Annotated in this window: 16 protein-coding genes and 1 pseudogene; 7 read left to right on the forward strand and 10 right to left on the reverse strand. The window is 75.1% G+C overall.

From position 1 onward, the window contains the following. Positions 1–46: 46 nt before the first annotated feature. Positions 47–1505, reverse strand: a pseudogene (locus IE98_RS43260) (APC family permease). A gap of 172 nt (positions 1506–1677) precedes the next feature. Between IE98_RS43260 and IE98_RS0129005 the strand changes: the two are divergent. Beyond that, a complete protein-coding gene (locus IE98_RS0129005; protein ID WP_030273990.1) occupies positions 1678–2391 on the forward strand; it encodes a TetR/AcrR family transcriptional regulator in 714 nt (237 codons plus the stop codon). Between the two features lie 31 nt (positions 2392–2422). Here IE98_RS0129005 and IE98_RS0129010 read toward each other — a convergent pair whose 3' ends face one another. From IE98_RS0129010 to IE98_RS0129020, 3 genes are read right to left on the reverse strand one after another with little or no spacing between them, the layout of a single operon-like run. Beyond that, positions 2423–3190, reverse strand: a complete 768-nt coding sequence (locus tag IE98_RS0129010) for an alpha/beta fold hydrolase (RefSeq protein WP_030273992.1) — start codon at positions 3188–3190, stop codon at positions 2423–2425. A gap of 56 nt (positions 3191–3246) precedes the next feature. Next, positions 3247–4224 carry a hypothetical protein gene (locus tag IE98_RS0129015; RefSeq protein WP_234443721.1) on the reverse strand — a complete coding sequence of 326 codons (978 nt, stop codon included), beginning with the start codon at positions 4222–4224 and terminating at the stop codon, positions 3247–3249. Further along, positions 4217–4828: a PadR family transcriptional regulator gene (locus IE98_RS0129020; RefSeq protein WP_030273996.1), complete on the reverse strand. Its 612-nt coding sequence runs from the start codon at positions 4826–4828 to the stop codon at positions 4217–4219. Before IE98_RS0129020 ends, IE98_RS0129015 begins: the two co-directional genes overlap by 8 nt. A gap of 123 nt (positions 4829–4951) precedes the next feature. On the opposite strand from IE98_RS0129020, the gene ligA reads away from it, so the two are divergent. The 3 genes from ligA (at position 4952) to IE98_RS0129040 (ending at position 8571) form a co-directional block, all read left to right on the forward strand. Further along, positions 4952–6988 carry an NAD-dependent DNA ligase LigA gene (gene ligA / locus IE98_RS0129025; protein ID WP_030273998.1) on the forward strand — a complete coding sequence of 679 codons (2037 nt, stop codon included), beginning with the start codon at positions 4952–4954 and terminating at the stop codon, positions 6986–6988. 555 nt (positions 6989–7543) lie between these two features. Beyond that, positions 7544–8209 carry a LuxR C-terminal-related transcriptional regulator gene (locus tag IE98_RS0129035; protein ID WP_043175404.1) on the forward strand — a complete coding sequence of 222 codons (666 nt, stop codon included), beginning with the start codon at positions 7544–7546 and terminating at the stop codon, positions 8207–8209. Further along, complete coding sequence (locus tag IE98_RS0129040; RefSeq protein ID WP_030274001.1) at positions 8206–8571, forward strand: VOC family protein; 366 nt, start codon at positions 8206–8208, stop codon at positions 8569–8571. The genes IE98_RS0129035 and IE98_RS0129040 overlap by 4 nt, the downstream gene beginning before the upstream one ends. Before the next feature lie 7 nt (positions 8572–8578). Here the strand turns inward: IE98_RS0129040 and IE98_RS0129045 are convergent, their stop codons facing one another. The 6 genes from IE98_RS0129045 to IE98_RS0129070 form a co-directional block, all read right to left on the reverse strand. Next, a complete protein-coding gene (locus tag IE98_RS0129045; RefSeq protein ID WP_030274003.1) occupies positions 8579–9868 on the reverse strand; it encodes an MFS transporter in 1290 nt (429 codons plus the stop codon). 82 nt (positions 9869–9950) lie between these two features. Next, positions 9951–13250 (reverse strand): non-ribosomal peptide synthetase, encoded by a 3300-nt coding sequence (locus IE98_RS0129050; RefSeq protein ID WP_052391105.1) that lies wholly within the window; start codon positions 13248–13250, stop codon positions 9951–9953. A gap of 37 nt (positions 13251–13287) precedes the next feature. Then, complete coding sequence (locus IE98_RS0129055; RefSeq protein WP_030274007.1) at positions 13288–14091, reverse strand: class I SAM-dependent methyltransferase; 804 nt, start codon at positions 14089–14091, stop codon at positions 13288–13290. After that, on the reverse strand, positions 14088–17618 hold the full coding sequence (locus IE98_RS0129060; RefSeq protein ID WP_052391106.1) for a non-ribosomal peptide synthetase: 3531 nt from the start codon (positions 17616–17618) through the stop codon (positions 14088–14090). Before IE98_RS0129060 ends, IE98_RS0129055 begins: the two co-directional genes overlap by 4 nt. A 241-nt stretch (positions 17619–17859) precedes the next feature. After that, the gene (locus tag IE98_RS0129065) at positions 17860–18801 is read right to left on the reverse strand and encodes an alpha/beta fold hydrolase (RefSeq protein ID WP_159401108.1); all 942 of its coding nucleotides are present in this window, start codon (positions 18799–18801) and stop codon (positions 17860–17862) included. 53 nt (positions 18802–18854) lie between these two features. Next, on the reverse strand, positions 18855–19610 hold the full coding sequence (locus tag IE98_RS0129070; protein WP_030274013.1) for a sulfotransferase family protein: 756 nt from the start codon (positions 19608–19610) through the stop codon (positions 18855–18857). A gap of 330 nt (positions 19611–19940) precedes the next feature. On the opposite strand from IE98_RS0129070, the gene IE98_RS0129075 reads away from it, so the two are divergent. Genes IE98_RS0129075 through IE98_RS0129085 form a run of 3 tightly spaced genes read left to right on the forward strand, consistent with a single transcriptional unit; the run spans position 19941 to position 23019 of the window. After that, positions 19941–20594, forward strand: a complete 654-nt coding sequence (locus IE98_RS0129075; protein ID WP_234443722.1) for a hypothetical protein — start codon at positions 19941–19943, stop codon at positions 20592–20594. Next, on the forward strand, positions 20584–21648 hold the full coding sequence (locus IE98_RS0129080) for a BtrH N-terminal domain-containing protein (protein WP_078661387.1): 1065 nt from the start codon (positions 20584–20586) through the stop codon (positions 21646–21648). Before IE98_RS0129075 ends, IE98_RS0129080 begins: the two co-directional genes overlap by 11 nt. A gap of 30 nt (positions 21649–21678) precedes the next feature. Then, positions 21679–23019: a DegT/DnrJ/EryC1/StrS family aminotransferase gene (locus IE98_RS0129085; RefSeq protein ID WP_234443723.1), complete on the forward strand. Its 1341-nt coding sequence runs from the start codon at positions 21679–21681 to the stop codon at positions 23017–23019. Positions 23020–23038 lie beyond the last annotated feature (19 nt).

The following is a 23038-nucleotide window of genomic DNA, read 5'->3' on the forward strand; positions in this document are numbered from 1 at the left end:
GGGCCGGTGGGCGCGTCGGCCCACCGGCGGGGGCGTGCGGGGCGGGTCAGGCCGCGTCGTCCATGGGCAGGGCGATGGCGTCGGCGTCGGTGCCGCGGCCGGTGGCGAAGTACGGGGAGCGGCGGTACCACTTGGCGACCGCGGCGGCGACCAGGCCGGTGGCGATGAACAGGGCGGGGATCAGCAGCATGAACCAGCCGTTGTCGGGCCGTGCCCCGAAGTGGTCGCTCATGGTCGCGTACTGGTAGGCCAGGTAGGCGCCGAGGCCGAACAGGACCAGTGCGCTCACGGCGGGGACGATCACCGAGTGCAGGGCCTCCAGCGGGCCCTCGCGCAGCGCGCCGCGGAACCGTACGGCGCAGGCCGCCGCGGTGAGGCCGTAGTAGAAGGCCACGATCAGGCCGATCGAGTTGACGGCGGTGAGGATCATCGTGTTGATCCGCGGGATGCCCATGGCCAGCACGGCGACGCCGGCGGCCACCGCCATGATGACCACCGTGCCGACGGCGGGGGAGCCGTAGCGGGGGTGGACCTTCGTCCAGGCCCGTCCGAGCGTGCCGTCCCGGCCCATCGCCAGTGCGCCGCGCGCGGTGGGGATCACGCTGGACTGGAGCGAGGCGAAGGCGGAACACATCAGGGCGGCCAGCGGCAGTGAGGCCCAGGGTTCGGAGGAGAGCGAGGAGCCGAGGAAGGTCAGGGCCTGCGGACCCTGCTCGACCAGCGTCGCGGTGTCCATGACCCGCTGGAAGGAGATCGCCGCGAACACCAGCAGGCCGAGCATCGCGACCAGGGCGATCAGGCCGCCCCGGGACGCGTCGGAGGCGCTGCGGGTCTCCTCGTTGACGGTGAAGGCCGTGTCCCACCCCCAGAAGACGAACACCGCCAGCACCAGGCCCTGGGCCAGGGAGTGGAGGGAGTCGATCGCGAACGGGTCGAGCCAGCCGAACGAGAACCGCTGCGTGCCGGAGACCATGGCCCAGCCGCAGAACAGCAGCAGGACGGCGTACTCGAAGGCCAGCAGCACCCACTGGAAGCGGGTCGCCGACCGGACCCCGGTCACCGCGGTCACCGTCACGGCGACCAGGGCCACCAGGCCGACCACCGTGGTGACGGCCGTGGAGGTGGGGTCCAGGGCGATCCCGAGGAAGGAGTGCAGCCCGGCCTTGCTGGCGAACTTGAGGACCACCATGCCGGCCACGGCGCTGGTGTAGGCCATGAAGACCACGTTGGCGACCAGGATCACCCAGCCGGTCAGGAAGCCCAGCCAGGGGTGAGGGCCCGGCCGACCCAGGTGTAGCCGTTGCCGCAGTTGGGCTCCGTCCGGTTGAGGCGCGAGTATGACAGCGCGATGCCCAGGATCGGCAGGAACCCACCAGGAGCAGTGCGGGGGTCTGCCGGCCGGCGTAGACGGCCAGGGCGCCGATGCCGATGCCGATGCTCGTGGTCGCCGCGGTGCTGGAGGCGGCGATGGCGATCCCGTCCCGCACGCCCAGCGTGCGGCGCATCGCGGCCGACGGGGGTCTGTCCTCGACGGTGAGGTTCATGCCACTCCTAGGGGGGCGCGACGGGCGGCGGGCGACGAACGAACGGTGTGCGCCGATGAAACAAGGCTGCCATACTTAAGTCAATAAGTTGTCGTAAGCTCACGCCACCTCGCCGACCCCCTGGAGCCCACCGATGGCCACACCCGAGCGCATCCCGGCCGAACGCCGCCGACGCCGTCCCACCCGCAGCGGATCCCTGCTGAGCGCCGAGGCGATCACCGAGGCCGCGCTCACGCTGATCGAGGCGCCGGGAGGGAACGCGCTCACCGTGCGGCGGCTCGGTGCGGCCCTCGGCTGCGACCCGAGCGCCGTCTACCGGTACTTCCCGGACGCCGACGCCGTGCTGCTGGCGGTCGCCGACCGCCTGATCCAGGACTCGCTGGAGGGCTTCGCCCCCGGCGGCGACTGGCGGGACGAGCTGCGCGACTTCGCGCACCGCCTGCACCGGTCGATGCTGACGCACCCCAGACTGGCCGCCGTCCGTGCCTCCCGCGTCACCACCGGCCCGGCCGAGGCGCGCGCCGTCGACATCGGCATCGGCATCCTGCTCCGGGCCGGCTTCCCGCCGGACCGGGCGGTGCGCAACTACCGGCTGTTCGTGGACACGGTGCTCGCCCAGGCCGCGGTCGACGCGGCCGTGCTCGACCTGGACGAGGAGCGGCGCGAGCAGCAGGGCGCCGCCTGGACCACCCACCACGCCGGCCTGCCGGCCGAGGAGTACCCGAACCTGCACGCGGTCCGCGACCACCTGGCCCTGATGGCGGGCGCGCTGTTCCCCGACCTCCTGGAGATGGTGATCGACCGGTTCGCCGGCGAGCTGGACGCCGGGGGCGGGCCGCTCGGCTGAGCCGGGCCCGGGATACGGCCCGGGGAGGCGGTCAGCCGGCCGGCAGGAAGCCCTCCAGCAGCGCGGAGAGCAGCGTGGTGCGCCGCATCACGCCCATGTGGGTGGTGCGCGGCAGCACGGCGAGGCGGGCGTCCGGGATCAGTTCGTACATCTCGACGGCGTGGTCGAGGCGGACGAAGTCGTGGTCGCCGACGACGATCAGGGTGGGGGTGCGCAGCGCGTGGAGCCGTTCGGCCGGCCAGCCCCCGAAGGCGGCCACCGCGTCGGAGACCTTGGCGTGGAAGGCGTCGAAGTGCTCCGGCTCGGGGGAGACGGCGAGATGGGCGGCGCGCATCTCGGCGAAGTCCTCCGGGGTGGGCAACCGGGTGGAGCCGGACGGGAGTTCGGAGGCGTGGATCTCCTCGTGGCAGCCGTCCGGGTGGTAGTTGACGGAGGCGAGCACGAGGTGGTCGACCCGCTCCGGGTGGTCCAGCGCGAGCTGCAGGGCGGCGTAGCCGCCGAGGCTGAAGCCGAGGACGTCGGCGCGTTCGACGCCGAGGCGGTCGAGCAGGGCGAGCACGTCCGCGGCGAGCAGGTCGATCCGGTACGGGCGGTCGGTGTCGCGGGTGTGCCCGTGGCCCTGGAGCTCGGGGGCGATCACCCGGCGGCCGCGGGTCAGCGCGGGCAGCAGCGTGCCGAAGCACAGCCCGACGGTCAGCAGGCCGCCGTGCAGCACGACCAGCGGCCGGCCGGTCGTGCTGCCGTGCTCCTCGTAGTACAGGTCGAGCCCGTTGACGTGCGCGTAGCTGCCCGTGGTCACGCTGGTCTCCCGTCGGCGGCGGCCGGTCCGGTTACCAGTCTGGCCCGTGCGGGCCCTCAGACCGTGTACCGCTCGACGAGGGCGCACAGGGTGTCGAAGGCGGGCTTCGGCGTGTGGTCGTCCGCCGTCAGCCCGAAGCGGTGGAAGATCCCGGGGCCGGCGCTGTCGGCGTCGCGCAGCGAGAAGTGGGTGTACCCGCTCAGCCCGAGGCGGGCCGCCTGCTCGGCGACCGTGCGGACCACCGTCTCGACGACCTCGGCCTGCCGCTGCGGCGTCCGGCCCGGGCCGGTGGGCCAGCCGTGCTCGGTGACGTGCAGCGGCAGGTGGCCGAGGCCGGCGGGGGCGAGCACGTTCTCGCGGTGGTGGCGCAGCAACCCGGCGACCGTGTCGGCGAACTCGGCCGGCGCCACCGGGCGGAACACGTCGGGGAAGAAGTCCAGCCCCACGTAGTCGAGTTCGCCGCGGAACCGGTCGCCGCCGAGCTCGGCCAGCTCGGTGGCGAAGGACGTCGCCGGGCCGAACAGCGGGGTGGTGTTGAAGCCGATCCGCAGGTGGTGGTGGCCGAGTTCGCGGGCCCGGGCGCGGGCCGCGCGCACGCCGTGCACGATCGCCTCCCGGACGGCCGGGTAGTCGCCGTCCAGCAGGGGGTTGCCGGTGACGTTCGGCTCCTCCGCCACCTGCAGGGAGTGTGTCACCGCGCCGTACTGGCCGACGAGTTCGCGCAGGAAGGCGCAGTAGCCGGGGACGTCGCCGGCGGCCGAGCGGTACTGGGCGACCAGGTCGAGCCGGCGGCCGCGGACGGCGTACCGCTCGGCGCCGTGCGGGGCCGCCGTCGGGTGCGGGCCGCCGGGCGCGGTGGTGTCGTCGAAGGCGGTGTAGGCGCGGACCAGGAAGGGCCGGCCGGGACGGCCCTGCAGCCGGTCGAGCAGCGTGGTGATGCGGTCGGGGTCGTCGGGCGGCCCGGCGGCGAGGCCGCCGCTGTCGTCGCCGGAGACGCCACCGGGGTAGATCCCGAAGAGCAGGCGCTCAGTCACGGCCGGCTCCGTCCTGCTCGCGGGGCGGGGTGGGGCCGGTGGGCCAGGCGAGCGTGCCGGTGCGGATCTCCTCGGCGGTCGACTCCACCCAGGCGGTCTCGGCGCGGGCCAGGGCGAGTGCGTACTCGGCCTCGATCACGAACAGCCTGGGCACGCCGGTGGCCAGGGCCTCGGCGAGGCGCCGCTCGTCCTCGGCGGTGCGTTCGCGCAGGCGGCGGGCGCGTTCCGCGAGGGCGTCGCGGGCCCGCTCCGGACCGAGCGCGCCGAGGTGGCCGACCGCGCCCAGGAAGGGCGAGAACTCCCGTTCCGGGGTGCGGATCCGATGGTCCAGCCGGCGGACGAGCTCCTCGCGGCCGGCGTCGGTGATGCCGTAGACCGTCCGCTCGGGGCGGTTCCCGGCGCGTTCCTGGCCGCGGGCAGCCACCCAGCCGGCCTCCTCCAGGGCGGCGACGGTGTTGTAGAGGGTGCCGCGGTTGACCGCCGCGGCGTGGTGGGCGCTGCGTTCCCGCAGCTCGGCGAGGATCCGGTGCGGGTGGGCGTCGCCTTCGAGGAGCAGCCCGAGCAGGGCCGGGACGATCGGATGGTCGAGAGCGCGTCGTGGCATGGTCGAAATCTATCAGTCGAAATAGACCGTATGGCAACCCGGAAGGGTGCGCTCCGGTCGTGCCGGGTCGGCCGTCCGGCGACCCGGAACCGGGTGCTCCGAATGTCAGTGGCGGTCGAGATGATGTTCGACATGAAGGACGCAGCCGCCCTGGCCACCCACGCCGCCTATGCCGATGCCGTCGCCACCGCGGTGCAGGCGGCCGCGGCCTACTACGCCGACGGCTCCACGCCGCTGGGCGACGACGAGTACGACGCGCTGCTGCGCTCGATCGAGGCCTGGGAGCAGGCCCACCCCGGCGAGGCGCTGCCCGACTCGCCCACCGGCAAGGTGGCCGGCGGTACCGCCCTCGGCGACGTCCCGCACAGCGTGCCGATGCTCAGCCTCGACAACGTCTTCTCCGCCGAGGACCTCACCGCCTGGGCCGCCGGGCTGGAGCGCCGCCTCGGCCGCCCGGTGGACGGCTGGTGCGTCGAGCCCAAGCTGGACGGCCTCGCCGTCGCGGCCCGCTACCGCGAGGGCCGGCTGGTTCAGCTGATCACCCGCGGCGACGGGCTCGCCGGCGAGGACATCGGCCACGCCGCCGACGCCGTCCTCGGCCTGCCGCAGACCCTCGCCGAGCCGATCGACGTCGAGCTGCGCGGCGAAGTCCTGCTCACCCAGAGCCAGTTCGAGCACGCCAACGAGGTGCGCACCGCGCACGGCGCCACCCCGTTCGCCAACCCCCGCAACGGCGCCGCCGGCACCCTGCGCGCCAAGGACCGCCCCTACCGCATCGAGCTGACCTTCTTCGCCTACGGCGCCGTCGGCCTCGGCGGCCTCGGCCACAGTGCCCTGCTCGACCGGCTCGCCGCGCTCGGCGCCAACACCGCCGCGAGCACCGCCGCCCGGCCCGGCCGCTGCGAGGGCGTCGAGGAGGTGCAGCAGCGGATCGAGGAGATCGCCGCGCTCCGTGCCGACCTGCCGTTCGGCATCGACGGCATCGTGGTGAAGGCCGACGCAGAGGCCGACCAGGAGCAGGCCGGCGCCGGCTCGCGTGCCCCGCGCTGGGCCGTCGCCTACAAGCTGCCCGCGGTGCACAAGGTCACCCGGCTGCTCGGCGTCGAGTGGAACGTCGGCCGGACGGGCGTGATCGCGCCGCGCGCCGTCCTGGAGCCGGTCGAGGTCGACGGCGTCACCATCACCTACGCCACCCTGCACAACCCGGCCGACATCACCCGCCGCGGCCTGCTGATCGGCGACCAGGTCTTCGTCCACCGGGCCGGCGACGTCATCCCCCGGGTCGAGGCGCCGCTGGTCGACCAGCGCACCGGCGAGGAGCAGCCGATCGTCTTCCCCGCCGTCTGCCCGCGCTGCGGCGACGCCATCGACACCTCGCAGCAGCGCTGGCGCTGCGTGCGCGGCCGCGGCTGCCAGGCCGTCGCCTCGATCCGCTACGCCGTCGGCCGCGACCAGCTCGACGTCGAGGGGCTCGGCGGCACCCGCGCCGTCCAGCTCGTCGAGGCGGGCCTGGTCGCCGACCTCGCCGACCTCTTCGCGCTCACCCGCGAGCAGCTGCTCACCCTCGACCGGATGGGCGACACCAGCGCCGACAACCTGCTCGCGGCGATCGCCGAGGCCCGGACACGGCCGCTGAACCGGGTGTTCTGCGCGCTGGGCGTGCTCGGCACCGGCCGCTCGATGTCCCGCCGGATCGCCGCCCACTTCGGCAGCATGGCGGCCGTCCGCGCCGCGGACGCCGAGGCGCTCGCCGAGGTCGACGGCATCGGCCCGGACAAGGCCGCCGTGATCGTCGCCGAACTCGTCGAGCTCGCACCGGTGCTGGACAAGCTGGCGGCGCACGGCGTCGGCACGGCCGTCACCGCGCCCGCCGCGGCCTCGGCCGCCGCCGAGGACGGCCCGGCGGGCCCGCTGGCCGGCGAGGCCGTGGTGGTGACCGGCAGCATGACCGGCCCGCTGGCCGAGCTGAGCCGCAACCAGATGAACGAGCTGATCGAGCGCGCCGGCGGCAAGGCGTCGTCCTCGGTCTCCAGGCGGACCACCCTGCTGGTCGCCGGTGAGAAGGCCGGCTCCAAGCGGGCCAAGGCCGAGGAGCTGGGCATCCGGGTCATCTCCCCGGAGGACCTGGCGGAGCTGGTGGCCGGACTGCTGGTGGCGTGAGCCCCGGGAGGCCTGTCGCGGCGGCCTGGGTGCCGGAACTGCTCCTCGTTCCGGCACCCGGGCCGACTGCGTTCCGGGTGTTCGCCGTACCGCCCCGTGCCGCCGGAATGCTCCGGTCGGGCGCGCCCCGGCGGTGTTCGGCCCCGAACGGATGATCGCCGGATCGGACCGGCCGGTCTGCACGATGGCCGTCCCGTGCCTCGAAGTGATCGATTCGGTAAGGGAATTGATCGCCGGCCTGAGAGTCGCCGAGCAGCGGGCGGTGTGCGCCGGGGCGGCGGCCGTGGCTGTCGGCTCGGCATTCCGCTGATTGCCCGTTAACCGGTTAGCGGTGTTTTGGCGGTGATGGCCGGAAATCGTTGACCGAACATTCCTTCGCGATAGTATGTTAATTACCGATACACGCGTGCCACCTGTCGCGGGCGCTTGTCTCCGTCACCACGGATCACACGGGAAACGGTGCCGACCACGAGTTGCGAGGTAGTGATGCCAGGGCCAGCCGTCGCACCCCGGAGCAGCAACCCCGCCGGTGCGCCCCCGCAGTCCGTTCGAGTCATGATCGTCGACGAGTCCTCCGTCATCCGGGACGGGCTGTGCACACTGCTCGCCCCCGCCGCCGACATCGACGTGGTCGCCGCCACCGACAGCGGTGCCCGCGCCGTCCACCTGGCCGCCGTGCACGGCCCGCACGTCCTGGTCACCGGCCTGCACCTGCGCGGCATGTCCTGCCTGGACCTGCTGCGCAGGCTGGACGCCGAACGGCTGCCCGTCCGGCCGCGCCTGGTGGTCTTCGCCCAGCACGACAACGAGGACATGGTGAAGGACGTGCTGCAGGCGCCCACCCACGGCCTGCTGGTCAAGGACACCAGCCGCGAGGAGCTGGCCGGTGCCGTCCGGGCCGCCGCCCGCGGCGAGGCCGTCTTCTCGCCCAGCGTCTCCCACCGGCTGGTGGAGTGGTACCGGACGGCCGGCAGCCGCCGCGTCCGGCCGGCCACCCGCACCGCGCTGCAGTCGCTGACCATCCGCGAGCGCGAGGTGCTCGGGCTGATCGCCGAGGGCCTCTCCCCGCTGGAGATGGCCGACCGGCTCTGCATCGGCGAGGCGACCGTGCGCACCCACGTCTACCGGCTGCGCACCAAGCTGGAGTTGAAGGACCGTGCGCAGCTGGTGGCGTTCGCCTACCGGGCCGGGGTGGCCGCCGAGGAGGGGTTCGCGGCATGAGCGTGCGGCTCCACCGGGTGGCCGTGGACGCCCTCGACCCGGCCGCGCCGGCCCGCTTCCGGGCGGCCGCGCCGGGCCACCGGATCCTGCTGGAGAGCGCCGACGAGGTGGTCGTCGGTGCGGACGAACACGCCTACCGGGGGCTGGTGTTCGTGCCCGTCCCGGAGCTCCGGACGGGCAGGAACCGGCTGCACCTCGACCTCGTCCCGGACGACCGCGAGGCCGAGGTGGCCCGGCTGCTCGCCCTCGGCGCCACCCCGGCCGGCGTCGGCCAACCCGCCGGCGCCGGCCGGACGGTGCTCGCCGACCCCGAGGGCAACGAGTTCTGCGTGCTCAACCCGAAGCGCAGCCTGCTCGGCTGATCGGACGTCAGACCGGCTCGCCCGCCGGCACCGGAGCCGCGTCCTCGACGGCGGCACCGGGAGCCTCGTCCACGGCGCGCAGGTCCCGCGCCGAGCGGATCAGGTACAGCACCACCGGGGAGACCAGCATCCAGCCGCCGGCCACCAGCAGCACCCCCGGCACCGAGGTCGCCGCGGCGACCGGGCCCACCAGCGCCTGGCCGACCGGCAGCAGGGCGATGCTGCCCAGCCACTCGTAGGACGCCACCCGGGACATCACCGGCAGCGGGATGTGCTGCTGCAGCGCGGTGTAGAAGTACACGTTGAACATCGCGACGCCGACCCCGCCGACCAGTGCCGCGGCGGCCACCACGGCCGTCCGGGCGGGCAGCGCCAGGGCCACCAGCTGGAGGCCGTACAGCCCGAGCGGGACGAAGGTTGCGCGCAGCAGGTACCGCGGCCGGTACCGGAGGGCGATCACCCCGCCGACCACCGCGCCGAGCCCCGAACAGGCGGCGATCGCCGCCCAGGCGGAGGCGCCGCCCAGGTCGGACTTGGCCACCGCCGGGCCGAGCACCAGCACCGAGGGCAGCGCCAGCAGGTGGAAGGTCGCCGCCCACAGCACCATCGACCAGAGCCAGGTGCGGGAACGGAACTCCTGCCAGCCCTCGGCGAGTCCGCGCAGCACCGGGGCCGACGCCTCGGCCGCCGTCGCCGCCGTCCGGACCGCCGGACGGGCGAGCGAGAGGGCGACGGCGCTGGCGGCGAAGGTGAGCGCGTCGGCGAGCAGCGCCGCCCCGGGACTGAAGACCGCGATCAGCACGCCGGCGACGGCCGGGCCCACCGTGTAGGCGAGGTTGTCGCTCAGCCCGACCAGCCCGTTGGCCTGCTGCAGCCGGTCGGATTCGACCCACTCGGCGACCAGGCCGGTGGAGGCCGGGCGGAAGAACGCCGCCGCGGTGCCCCAGACCAGTTGGAGCAGCACCAGGGAGAGCAGGGTGGCGTGGCCCGTCCAGAGCAGCACGCCCTGGGCGGCCTGCGAGCCGAACCGCACCAGGTCGCAGGCGACCATCAGCCGGCGCCGTTCGATCCGGTCCGCGACCACCCCGCCGACCAGCACCAGCAGCACGCCCGGCGCGATGCCGGCCGCGAGCACCAGGCCCAGCGCGCCGGCCCCGCGGCCGAGATCCAGCACGGCGAAGGCGAGGGCGACCGGCACGATCGCGTCGCCGAGGATGGAGAGGCTCTGCCCCGTGTAGTACAGCGCGAAGTTGCGGTTGTGCAGCACCTCGGGGATCCGTGCCGGTCGCCTGCCCATCCTGCTGCCCTCTCGTTCCGGTCGGTGGCGTTCTGCCCGGTGGCGTTCTGGTCGATCGTGGCGGTGCCGGAGCCGGTGGCGGTCAGGTGCCCGGCGTCCGGTCGGTGTCCGCGGAGAGCACGGCGTCCAACTGGTCCTCGTCGAGGCCGCCGAGCACCGCCTCGACGACCCGGACGGCCAGCGCCTCCACGGTCGGCGCGTCGAAGAGGTCCCGCAGCGGGAGGTCGACGCCGAAGTCGCGGCGGATCCGGGCGGCCAGCCGGGTGGCCAGCAGCGAGTGGCCGCCGAGATCGAAGAAGTCGTCGCGGATGCCGACCCGTTCGCGGCCCAGCAGTTCGCCGTAGAGGCCGGCGAGGGTCTGCTCGACCTCGTCGCGCGGCGCCTCGTAGCCGGCGGTGCGGACCGCCGGGGCGGGGGCGGCGGCGAGGGCCCTGCGGTCGGTCTTGCCGTTGGCGGAGAGCGGTACGGCGGCCAGGGCGGCGAACACCGCGGGCACCATGTAGCCGGGCAGCAACCGGGCGGTATGCGCGCGCACCTCGTCCTCCGCGGCCTCGCCGGGGCCGTCCGCCGCCGGCACCCAGTAGGCCACCAGCCGGGGCTCGCCCGGGGTGTCCTCGCGCAGCAGCACCGCCGCCTCCGCGACCGCGGGGTGCCCCGTCAGCACGGCCTCGATCTCGCCGAGTTCGATCCGCAGGCCGCGCAGCTTCACCTGGTGGTCGAGCCGGCCGAGGTGCTCCAGGGCGCCGTCGGGGCGGCGTCGGACGAGGTCGCCGGTGCGGTAGAGCCGGGCCGCCGGGTCGGCCGAGAACGGGTCCGGCAGGAACCGCTCCTCGGTCAGGTCGGGGCGGCCCCAGTAGCCGGCCGCGACCTGCACCCCGCCGAGGTACAGCTCGCCGGGGCGGCCGACCGGTACGGGCGAGCCGTGGGCGTCCAGCACGTGCAGCTGGGTGTTGGCGACGGGGTGGCCGATCGGTACGCCCGCGGTGTCCTCGGGCGTGCACGTCCACCGGGTGACGTGCACGGCCGCCTCGGTCGGCCCGTAGAGGTTGTCGATCGGGGCGGTGATGCCGGCGGCCCGGCAGCGGCGCACCAGTTCGCCGGGCAGCGTCTCGCCGCTGCACAGGACCTGGCGCACGCCGCGCAGCGCACCCGGCTCGGCGCCGTCCAGGAAGACCTGCAGCATCGAGGGCACGAAGTGCACCACGGTGATCCGCTCCCGCTCGATCACCTCGGCCAGGTAGCGCGGGTCGCGGTGGCCGTCCGGCTCGGCCAGCACCAGGGCGGCGCCCGCGGTCAGCGGTACCAGCAGCTCCCAGAGGGACACGTCGAAGCCGATCGGGGTCTTCTGCAGCACCCGGTCGCGGCCGTCGACGACGAAGGCGTCGCGCAGCCAGACGGTGTGGTTGAGCAGCCCCGCATGGGTGTTGACGACGCCCTTGGGCCGCCCGGTGGAGCCGGAGGTGTAGAGCACGTACGCCGGGTCGGCGCCGTCGCGAGCGACCTCCGGTGCGGTGTCCGGGAATCCGGCGTCCTCGCCGGGCTCGACCAGGGCGGGCAGCGGGCCCTCCAGCCGGCCGGCGAGCTCCGCGGTGCCGATCAGCACGGACACCTCGGCGTCGGCCAGGACGTAGCCGAGCCGGTCGGCGGGGTAGGACGGGTCCAGCGGCACGTAGGCGGCGCCCGCACGGAGCACCGCGACCAGGGCGGTCACCAGGGCGGGGGAGCGCTCCAGCAGGACGCCGACCCGGTCGCCCGGCCCCACCCCGAGCCCGACCAGCCGGTGCGCCAGGCGGTTGGCCCGGCGGTCGAGTTCGCGGTAGCCGACCTGCTCGCCGCCGAGGACCAGCGCGACGGCGTCCGGGGTGCGCTCGGCCTGCTGCGCGACCAGGTCGGCGACGGTGGCGACGGCCGGCAGCTCCAGCCCGGTGGCGTTCCAGCCGGCGAGCTGCCGCTCCTCCTCCCCGGTCAGCAGCGGCAGCCGCGAGACCGGCAGCGCCGGGTCGGCGGCGGCCCCGGCGAGCAGCCGGGTCAGGTGTCCGTGCAGCCGCTCCACGGTGGCCTGCTCGAACAGGTCGCGGTCGTACTCGTAGGCGATCCGCAGCCCGCCGGCCGTGCCCGCCTCCAGCACGACGCACAGTTCGGCCCGTGCGCCGGAGGTGTCGACCTCGGTGGTGCGGGCCCGCAGCGGGCCGGGCTCGTCGCCCGCCGGGTGCGCGTTGAAGGCGAACAGCACCGGAGTGAGCGGGCTGCGGCCGCCGCGGCCTGGGGCGAGTTCCTCCACCAGCCTTTCGAACGGCGCCTCCTGGTGCTCGAAGGCGCCGAGCACCCGGTCGCGGACCTGCCCGAGCAGATCGGTGAAGGCCGGGTCGGCGGAGAGGTCGGCCTGCAGCGGCAGCGTGTTGAGGAAGAACCCGGCGGCGGACTCGAACTCGGGCCGGCTGCGCCCGCTGACCGGCACGGCGACCGGGATCCGCGGGCTGCCCGTCCAGCGGTGCAGCAGCGCCTGGAAGCCGGCCAGGGCGGTCATGAAGAGCGTGCCGCCCGCCGACCGGCCGAGGGCCTCCAGCGCGGCGGTGAGGTCCGCGGGCAGGGTGCGGCGCAGCACGGCGCCGCGGCCCCGCCCGGCGGCGCGCGGCCGGTCCGCGGGAAGCTCCAGCGGCTCTACCCCGTCCGCGAGTTCGGACCGCCACCAGGCGAGGTCGGCTGCCACCGCGCCGAACTCCGCCCGCTCCTGCTGCCAGGCCGCGAACTCCCGGTACTGGCCCGGTTGCCCGGCGAACCGCGGTGCGCGGCCGGCGGAACGGGCCCGGTAGGCCTGCCAGAGCTCGTCGAGCAGCACGTCCACCGACCAGCCGTCGCTGTTGATGTGGTGCTGGGCGAGGACGATCCGGGCGGCGCCGCCGGGCAGCAGGACGGCGGTGGCCCGCAGCACCGGGCCGTTCTCCAGGTCGAACGGCAGATCGGCCTCGGCCCGTGCGGTGGCGGCGAGTTCGCGCTCCGCCTCGGCGGCGGGCAGGGCGGTCAGGTCGACGGTCCGCACCGGGACGGCAGCAGGCGGGTCGACCACCGGGCGGAGGTCCTCGCCCTCGGCGGTGTAGCGGGTGCGCAGTGCCTCGTGCCGCTCGGCGAGGTCGCCGAGGGCGGTCGCCAGCGCGCTGGTGTCCAACTCGCCGGGCCAGTCCACCTGGTGGCAGATGTGGTAGGCCGGGTTGCCGGGCTCCAGCCGGTGCAGGAACCAGAGCCGCCGCTGCCCGGGGGAGAGCGGCGCCGGTCCGCCCGCCGGACCGGGCCCGGGCGGGGCGTCCGCGGCCTCCAACTGGTCGAGCAGGGCCTGGCGCTGCTGCGGGTCCAGGCCCGCGAGCAGTTCCTCGATGCCGTCCATCGCCGTCTCCTCCTCGGGCGGGCCGGGTGCTGGCTGGTCAGCGGGCCGTGGCGACCCAGACGTAGTGCTCGGAGTTCGGGCCGTAGGGCGACTCGTCGTAGCCGCCGTACTCGCGCTCGATGGTGAAGCCGGCCTGCTGCAGGGTGCGGCGGACCTCGTTCGGGTAGCGGTAGTAGTTCTTCCGGAAGGTGTGCCGGCGCTCGGTCACCAGTCCGTCCTCGGCCAGCAGTTCGCTGACCCGGCGGCGGGTGATGGACTGCTCCTGGAGGTCGTAGGTGTTGTAGTCCCACATGGCGATCCGCTGCCCGGTGCCGGGGTGGCGGATCTCGCCCGCGAGGTAGAGCCGCTCGCTGTACTTCGCCATCTCGTCGAAGCGGAAGTACGGGATGCCGGAGACGAACCGGCCGCCGGGGGTGAGGTGTTCGCGGACGGTGGCGAGGGCCTCGGCCCAGTCCTCGTCGTTCGCGCAGTGGAAGAGCGGCTGCCCGGCGGCCAGGATCAACGGGAAGCGCTCGCCGAGGCGGACCGTCCGCAGGTCGCCCTCGACGAAGCGCACCGCGGACTCGTCCAGGCCCTCGGCGGCGGCATTGCGGCGGCCCTGCTCCAGCATCGAGACGGACAGGTCGACGCCGACGCCGCTGCCGGCGATCCGCACCGCGGGCAGCAGCACCCGGCCGGTGCCGGCCGCGAGTTCGAGCACCGGACCGCCGAACTCCTTCACGGTGGACAGGAAGAACGGCAGGTCGAGCTTGTTCAGCCCGGCCCACAGCGTGTCGTACAGGTCGGCCTCGAAGAAGTAGTCGTCGTCGGCGGAGGGCTGGGGCGTCGTCCCGGTGGTCATCGGGTCTCCTCGGTCGTGGCGGTGGCGGCTTTAACGGTGGTGGCGGCTTTAACGGTGGTGGCGGTGCGGGCGATCAGGGCCCGGATCTGCTCCTCGGAGAGGGCGGCCATCCGGGCGCGCAGGCGGCGGTCGGTCTCCTCCTGCGCGGCGGCCAGCGCGGGGTCGACGGCGCCCGTGGCGAGCCGGGCGACTGTCGGGAAGCGGAACAGCGCGTGCAGCGGCACCTCGACGGCGAAGGCGCGGCGCACCCGGCCGAGCAGCCGGGTCGCCAGCAGCGAGTGGCCGCCGAGCGCGAAGAAGTCGTCGTCGGCGCCGACCTCGGACAGGCCGAAGACCTCCGCCCACAGCGCGGCGAGCCGGGCCTCGGTGCCGGGCCGCGGCGCCCGGAACGGCGGGCGCAGCGCACCCGGGTCGGGCAGCGCCGCCCGGTCGACCTTGCCGGCGGGGGTCAGCGGCAGCGCGTCCAGCACGACGAAACCGGCCGGCAGCATCGGCTCCGGCAGCCGCTCGGCGAGCCACTCCCGCAGCCCCTCGGGTGCGGCGGTGCCCCGGCCGGGCACGGTCAGGTAGCCGACCAGTGCGGCGTCGCCGCCGGCGGGGGAGTGCAGCACGACCACGGCCTCGGTGATGCCAGGGTGCTCCACCAGGCGGGCCTCGATCTCGCCCGGCTCGATCCGGTGGCCGCGGAGCTTGACCTGCCGGTCGGCGCGGCCGAGGAAGTCCAGTCGGCCGTCGGTGCGCCAGCGGACCAGGTCGCCGGTCCGGTAGAGCCGGGCACCCGGCGGGCCCTGCGGGTCCGGGACGAAGCGCTGCCGGGTGAGCTCCTCGGCGCCCAGGTAGCCGCGGGCCAGGCCGGCGCCGCCCAGGTACAGCTCGCCGACGGCGCCGCGCGGCACGGGGGTGCCGTCCGCGGCCAGCACCCGGGCGAGGACGTTGTCGATCGGCCGGCCGATGTCCGCCGGACCTTCGCCGACGCCCTCCGGGGCGACCTCGCCCGCGGTGGCGACCACCGCGTTCTCGGTCGGCCCGTAGTGGTTGACCACGGTGAACGGCAGACCGGGCCGCGGCCGGCGGCGCAGCAGCTCGCCGCCGGTGAGGAGTGAACGCAGCGGCAGCGCCGTGCAGCCCTCCTCGGCGAGCACCGCCTCGGCCAGCGGCGTCGGCAGGAAGGCGACGGTAGCCCCCGAGTCGGCGAGCCAGGCGGTCAGCCCGGCCGGGTCGGTGCGCACGGCGGCGTCGACGACGGCGACCGAGGCCCCGGCGGCCAGGTAGGGCCACAACTCCCAGACGGCGGCGTCGAATCCCTGCGCGGCGAGCATGGTGCCGCGGTCCTCCGGGGTGATCCGGTGACGGCGGTTGTGCCAGTGGCAGAGGTTGAGCAGGGCGCGGTGCTCGACCAGGACGCCCTTGGGCCGACCGGTGGAGCCGGAGGTGTAGATGGCGTACGCGAGGTCGTCCGCGGCGGCGGGTCGGTGGTCGGTGTTCGAGGTCTCGGTGCCGGCGGTCTCGGTGGAGGTGGGCTCGCCGGCGGGCGCGGCGTTCGGTTGCCCGGCGTCCGGGTGCTCGTGGTCGGTGAGCAGCAGGACGGCGGTGGAGGACGGCAGCCGTTCGGCGCAGCGGGTGTCGGTGACGACCAGCGGGGTGCCGCTGTCGGCGAGCATGTGGGCGAGCCGGTCGGCCGGGTACTCCGGGTCCAGCGGCAGATAGGCACCGCCGGCCTTCAGCACGGCGAGCAGGGCGCCGACCAGCTCCGGCGAGCGCTCCAGGCAGACCCCGACCAGGGTGCCGGGGCCGACCCCGCGGCGGACCAGCTGTGCGGCCAACCGGTCGGCGTAACCGTCGAGTTCGCCGTAGCCGACGGAGCGGTCGCCGTGCACCACGGCCGGCCGGCCCGGGTGGTCGGCGGCATGCCGGGCGACCAGCTCGTGCACCAGCGGTGCGGTGGGGTGCGGAACGGGGCTGCTGCCGAGCGCAGCGAGTTCGGCGGTGTCGGAGGCGCCGGGGGCCGTCAGGGCGGCGAGTGCGCTGCCCGGGTCGGTGGCGGCGGCGGTGAGCAGGGCGGTGATCCCGGCGAGCAGCCGCTCGGCCGTGCCGCGGTCGAACAGGTCGGTGCGGTGGTCGAGTTCGAGGCCGAGGGCGCCGTCGGGGAGCTCCCGGGCGAACAGGTCGAGGTCGAAGCGGGCCGCACCCGGGTCGAAGGGGAACTCGGTCGCCCCGGCCGGTCCGAGGTCCAGCCGCGGGGGCGGGGTGGACAGGTACGAGAGGGCGACGGACACCAGCGGGGGGCGGCTGAGGTCGCGGGCGGGCGCCACCGCCTCCACCAGCCGGTCGAAGGGCACGTCCCGGTGGTCGGCGGCGGCGAGCACCGACTCCCTTGTCCGGTAGAGGAGTTCGGTGAAGGGCGGATCGCCGGAGAGGTCGCCGCGCAGCGGCAGCAGGTCGACGAAGAAGCCGGCGAGCCGCTCCAGTTCGGGCCGGTCGCGGCCGGCCACGGCTCCGCCGACGACGATGTCCGTGCTGCCCGTCCAGCGGGCCAGTACGGCCTGCAGGCCCGCGAGGACGGCCATGAAGAGGGTGGCGCCCTCGTCCTTGGCGGCCGTGCGCAGCGCGGTCGTGGCGTCGGCGGGCAGGACGGCGGACACCCGGGCACCGGCGAAGGCCTGGACGGCCGGCCGCGGCCGGTCGGTGGGCAGCTCCAGCGGGGCGAGCCCGGCGAGCCGCTCCGTCCACCAGTCGAGCGAGGCACCGCTGCCGGTGGTGTCGCGCTGTGCCTCCCAGGCGGCGAAGTCGGCGTACTGGAGCGGGGGTTCGGGCAGTGGCGGGGGCTCGCCGCGGAGCAGCGCCGGGTAGATCGCGGACAGCTCCTCGCAGAGCACCGCGAGCGTCCAGTGGTCGGCGACCAGGTGGTGCACGGTGAGGGCGAGGACGTGGTCCTCCTCCGCCAGCCGCAGCAGGCCGGCCCGCAGCAGTGGCCCCTGCGCCAGGTCGAAGGGGACGGCGCAGTCGTCGGAGAGCAGGCTGCGCGCGGAGTCCAGGGTCTCCTGCTCGGAGCGGCCGGGGGCGAGATCGGCGACGGGCAGGGCCAGCCCGGCGGCGGGTTGCGGGCACTGCACGGGCGCGCCGTCGGCGGTGGTGCGGAAGGCGGTGCGCAGCGACTCGTGCCGGTCGAGCAGGATGCCGAGGGACCGGCGGAGCGCGGCGGTGTCCAGCGGCCCGCGCAGCCGGAACGCGGTCGACACGTTGTAGGCCGCGGTGCCCGGGTACAGCTGCTCGACGAACCACAGCCGGCGCTGGGCGGCGGAGAGCGGTGCAGGCTCGTCCCGGTCGGGCCGGGGCGGGATCCGGTCCTCGGCCGCGGAGCCGCCGGCCGACCCGCGCAGCCGCCGGGCGAGCAGCGAGCGGACGCCGGCCGCACGGGCATCGGGCACAGCGGCATCGGGCGCGGCGGCGTCGGGCGCGGCGGCGTCGGCCGTCCTGGCGTCTACCGTTCCGGCGTCGGGCGGGGCTTCGGCTGGGTCGTGGACCATCGGGCAACACCTCTTCGGCTGGGGCGGGCCCTTCGGGCCGGGGTGGGTGCGGGGTGCAGTGGCCGTGCTCGGACCGGCCGCGGACGGCGGCACGGCGGACGGACGCGTGGCCTCGGGTGGGCCGGTCGGCCGCATGGCTCCAGGGCGCGGTGCAGGTCGGAACGCGGTACAGGTCAGGGCGCGGTGCAGGTCGGAACGCGGTACAGGTCAGGGCGCGGTGCAGGTCGGAACGCGGTACAGCTCAGGGCGCGGCGGCGCGGATCAGTTCGGCGGCCGTCCGGACGGCCGGCTCACGGACGACGTCGTAGTGGCCGCCCGGCACCGGCCGGAGGTGCAGTGGGCCGCTCACCCGCGCGCGCCACTCGGCGGGGTCGACGGCGGAGTCCTCGGCGTGCAGCAGGGTGACCGGTCCCGCGTACGGGCCGGGCACGTGGGCCTGCATGGCGCGGGTGGCGACCCGGTACCCGGCATGACGGATCGTCAGATCAATGCCGTCCAGCCCGAGGTCGATGCCGTGCGTGCGCAGGGCGGCGACCGCGGCGTCCAGTGCTTCGTCCGGCGGCAGCCGCCACACGGCGGGGTCGACCGGCAGCCGGTCGCCGCCGCCGGGCAGGGCGTCGGCCGGGCCCGCGGAGTCCACCAGGTCGGCGACGAAGCGCTGCAGGGTGGCCGGGCCGTCCCAGGCGGGCACGGAGTCGGGCCAGCTCATGGTGTCCAGCAGGACGACCGGCGCCGCCGCCCCGGCGGATGCGAGCCGGCGGGCCGCCTCGTAGGCGACGAGGCCGCCGAAGGACCAGCCGGCGAGCACCGCCGGACGGGCTCCGGCGGCGGCCAGCAGTGCGAAGTAGCCCTCGGCCATCGACTCCACCGTGGCGGTCTCCTCGGGCCGTTCCTCGGCGGCGACCGCCAGCACCGGCCGGCGTCCCGCCAGCAGCCGGGCGAGCCCGGTGTAGCAGAACACCCCGCCGCCGATCGGCGGGCAGAGCACCACGGCTTCCGCCCCGCGGTCGGTGCCGGGGTGCAGTTCGACCAGGGTGCCGCGCGCGGCCGGTGGTGCGGCGGTGCGGCCGCGGCCGGCCCGCAGGGCGTCCAGCAGGGCCTGCTTCTGCGGCGAGAGTGCCGCCACCCGGCGGTCGGCGGGCGGCGCGGCGGGTGCGGACGGTACGGCAGATCCGAATGGCACGGCAGCTCCGGACGGCACGGTCTCCTCCTGCGCGGTCGACGGGCAGCGGACGGTCACGGCCGGGGCGCCCCGGCCGGCACCAGGCGGTGCCGGTACAGCGCCTCGTAGTGCGGGAGTTGGGCCCGGTGGTAGTCGGCGAGCAGCGGGGTGTTCGCCACCGTGTGCGGGTAGCTGCGCTCGGAGCGGACGAAGCCGGTGCTGCGCTCGGCGTCCACGTGCCAGCGCTGCGCCCTGACCCAGCCGTCGTGCGCGCCGGCCCGCCAACTGAGGTCCTGTGGGCGGTGGTCGAGCCCGGTGCGCTCGCAGTACGCCCGGACGGTGCCCTCGGGCTCGTCCAGCAGCGCGTCGGAGTCGACCACGGCCGGCACTGAGCCGGTCGCCACGGCGACCGCGTCGAAGAGTTCGCGCAGCCGGCCGAAGCCGATCTCGGGTTCGGTGAGCGCGGGGTTGAGCGCGTAGTGCGAGGCGATCACCTCGTCGGGGCGCCGGATGATGAAGGTGTGCCGCACCTCGGAGAGGAAGCGGCGGTCCGCCAGGACGCCGGGGTAGTGGAAGTCGGTGGTGTCCTTGAAGAACACCAGGCGCTCGCGGGAGAGCCGCAGGATCGCGGCGATGAGCTCGGCCTCGCTGTGCACGGCCGTGCCGTCGACCTCAGTGCTGCCGAAGTCCGCCAGGTGCGAGAACGGTTCGTGCAGGGTGACCACGTCGGGGCGCTGCATCATCATCCGCAGGAATGCGGTCGACCGGGAGCGGGGTGCGCTCCACAGTGCTATCGCCCCGGTGGTGGTCGGCGGTTCCTCCGCACTCATGGCGCATTCCTTTCCCGGGTGGTTCGGTGCGGCGAGGCTAGCAACGCCCGGGGCCGGCCCGGAACCCCGGAATTGCGTGCGACCGTACGTCGTTCCGGCCCGTCAACGCCATGATTACGGCCGCGACCTGCGCGGCCCCCGCCCGTCCGGCCGGGGGCGGTGGAATTCCGTTGACCCGCGGCCGGGGAATTGAACGATTCGGGTACGCCCGCGGAGCGGACCGAAGCATTCCGTTGACCGGGAAATCACTGCGGGAGCGGAGGCCGGACGCGGCCCTTTCCGGCTAGCTTTCGATGCAGCAGTGCGGCCGAGTCCACGTGAAGAGGGAATGTGACCGACACATCCACACCCCCCGGCACAGCAACACCGCCGGCCAGTGCACCGCGCTACCGCGTGGTGGAGCTGGCCGCCCACCGCAACAACCGGGCCGCCACCCGGGTGCACACCACCGGGGCGGGCGGCTTCAACGTCTGGCGCAACTCCTTCCCCGTCGAGCACCTGCCCCCGGGCGGGTCCGAGGTGGAGGTCGGCGGGGTGCCGTTCCGCTTCCCGCCGGTCGGCGAGGGCGACGACAACGTGCGCTGCGACGGCCAGTTCGTCGAGGTGCCGGCCGGACGCTACGACTGGATCCACCTGCTCGCCGCTGCCGAGCGCCGCACCGAGGACACCGTCGAACTGCACTACGCCGACGGCTCGGTGGACAGCGAGTGGCTGCGCGTCTCGGACTTCTGGTCGGCGCCCGCCTGGTTCGGCGAACTGCCCGCCCTCCGGACGCCCGTCATGCACTACCCGTACCACGTGCAGCCCGGGCTGAGCGCCCACCTGTGGGCGCAGCGCGTTCCGGTGCCGCGGCGTACTGCGCTGGCCGGGCTGCGGCTGCCGCGCAACATCGCGGTGCACCTCTTCGCCGCGACCGTGCAGGAACCGCCCGGCGCCGCCGGGCTGCCCGCCACCCGCCGGGAGGAGGACGGCCGTGACCACTGACCACCCGCCCCGGGTGCACCACATCACCGGTGCCCCGCCCGAGTTCTGGTACCGCGACCTGGCCAGCTGCCTGCAGGCGGCCTTCGGCTCCGTGCTGCTGCGGGCCGGCCACGATCCGCTGGAAGTCCTCGGCACCGCCTGGCAGTTCCTCTACCGCCCGGGCGAGGTCCGCTCCGAGGAGTTCTACTTCCCGACCCGCTACGAGGGCGACCTCGGTCGCGGCATCGCCCCGCACCACCCGCTGACCTCCGCCTGGCGTACCCCGGACGACCCGGCGGACCCGCTGGCCGGCCTGCGCGCCGCACTGGACGCCGACCGGCTGGTGATCGCCGCCGTCGACAACCACCACCTGCCGTTCCGGCCCGCGTACCACGACGTCCACGCGGCCCACCTGGTCACGGTGTTCGGCCTGGACGAGCACCGCGGGCTGGTGCACGTCGCCGACGCCACCCCGCCCGCCTTCCGGGGTGCCGTCCCGCTGGAGGCCTTCCTGGCGGCCTGGGGCTCGGCCAACCCCTCCGACGTCCAGGACGCCTTCTTCAGCGACTCCCGGATCGGCCGGCGCTGGCTGGACGTCCGGGTCGGCGGCCCGTACCCGGAGACGACGCCCGCCCGGCTCGCCGCGGTGCTGCGCGCCGACGCCGAGCTCTTCACCACCGGCAAGGCCGACGGGCCGGACGGCGCCGCGGGCCTCGCCGGTCTCGCCCGGTTCACCGAGGAGCTCGTCGACCGTTCGCGGGCCGGCGATCCGGCGGCGATCCGCGACCTCTACCCGTTCGGCTGGGGCATGCAGGCGCAGGCCTCGCTCCACGGCGAACTGCTCCGACGGCTCGGCGCCGCCTGGCGGCTGCCCGTCCTCGCCGGTGCGGGCCGTGCCGTGGAGACGGTCGCGCACGCCTGGACAGGCGTGCGGATGACCGGCGCGCACGGCCGCGACGACCCGGCGGCCGCCGCGGCCGGCCTCGCCCGGCACACCGCCGTGCTGCGCCGCCGCTACGCCGAGGCCGTGGAGGCCGTCCACGAGGCGCTCGACGCGCTGCCCGCACCCGCCTGAGCCGCCCGCCCGGGCGCCGCCCTCCGACCGATGCGCTCCGAGCGCCGCACCCCCACCGCGATCCCCGAGGAGTTCCGCATGAACAGGCTCGCCGTGCTCGGCGGCCCCCCGGCCGTCCCGCGAGAGCAGCGCGACGTCGAATGGCCGGTCATCGACGACGAGGACCGCAAGGCCGTGCTCGCCGCCCTGGACGGCGGCCGGCTGGTCTCCAACACCGACGGCGAGACCCCGGTCAGCGCCCTGGAGCGGCGGTGGAGCGAGCGGTTCGGCTTCGCCCACACCATCGCCGTCTCCAACGGCACCGCCGCGCTGTCGCTGGCACTGTCCGCGCTCGGCGTCGGGCCGGGCGACGAGGTGATCGTTCCCGCACTGAGCTTCATCGCGACCGGCCTCGCGCCCGTCCACCAGATGGCCGTCCCGGTCTTCGCCGACATCGACCCCGTCACCTTCAACCTCGACCCGGACGACGTGGAGCGCCGGATCACCCCGCGCACCCGGGCGATCCTGCCCGTCCACCTGCACGGCGCCCCCGCCGACCTGGACCGCCTCGGCGACATCGCCCGCCGGCACGGCCTCGCCGTGGTCGAGGACGCCGCCCAGGCGCCCGGCGCCCTGCACCACGGCCGGACGGTCGGCGGGATCGGCGCGTTCGGCGCGTTCAGCCTCCAGGTCACCAAGAACATCCCCACCTGCGGCGAGGGCGGCCTGCTGGTCACCGCCGACGACGCGCTCGCCGAGACCGCCCGCAAGGGACGGCAGTTCGGCGAGGTCATCGAGCCCGGCCGGGACCGCGACTACATCTCCTACCGGCTCGGCTGGAACCACAAGATCAACGGGATCCAGGCCGCCTTCGCCTCCTCCCAGCTCGCCCGCTTCGACGGCTACGAGCAGGCCCGGCAGGAGAACATCACCCGCTTCCTCGCCCGGCTCGACGGCCTGCCCGGCCTCACCGTGCCGACCGCGCTGCCCGACACGGTGCACGTCTGGCACATCCTCAGGTTCCGCTTCGACCCCGCCGCGGCCGGCCTGGGCGGCATCGCCCCGGGCCGCTTCCGCACCGTGCTGCGCCGACTGCTGCGCGCCGAGGGCGTCCCCGTCTCGCAGTACCAACTCGTCCCGCTGCCCGAGCAGATGGTCTTCCGCGACCGTGAGGGCTTCGGCAAGGGCTACCCGTGGACGGTGCTCGGCGGCGACGCCCCGGAGCCCGGCGACCACCCCGTCACCCGGGCCGTCATCGAGGACTCGCTGACCATCCAGAAGCGCCACCTCAACCCCGCCTCCGGCCCGCTGCTGCAGCACTACGCCGACGCCTTCGAGAAGGTGTGGGCCAACCTCGACACGGTGGCCCGGCTCGCGGCGGCCGCCCGATGACCGCGCCCGCCGCCGCGCC

The organism is Streptomyces sp. NRRL B-24484 (assembly GCF_000717715.1).
In the GTDB taxonomy this organism is placed as follows: Bacteria; Actinomycetota; Actinomycetes; order Streptomycetales; family Streptomycetaceae; genus Kitasatospora.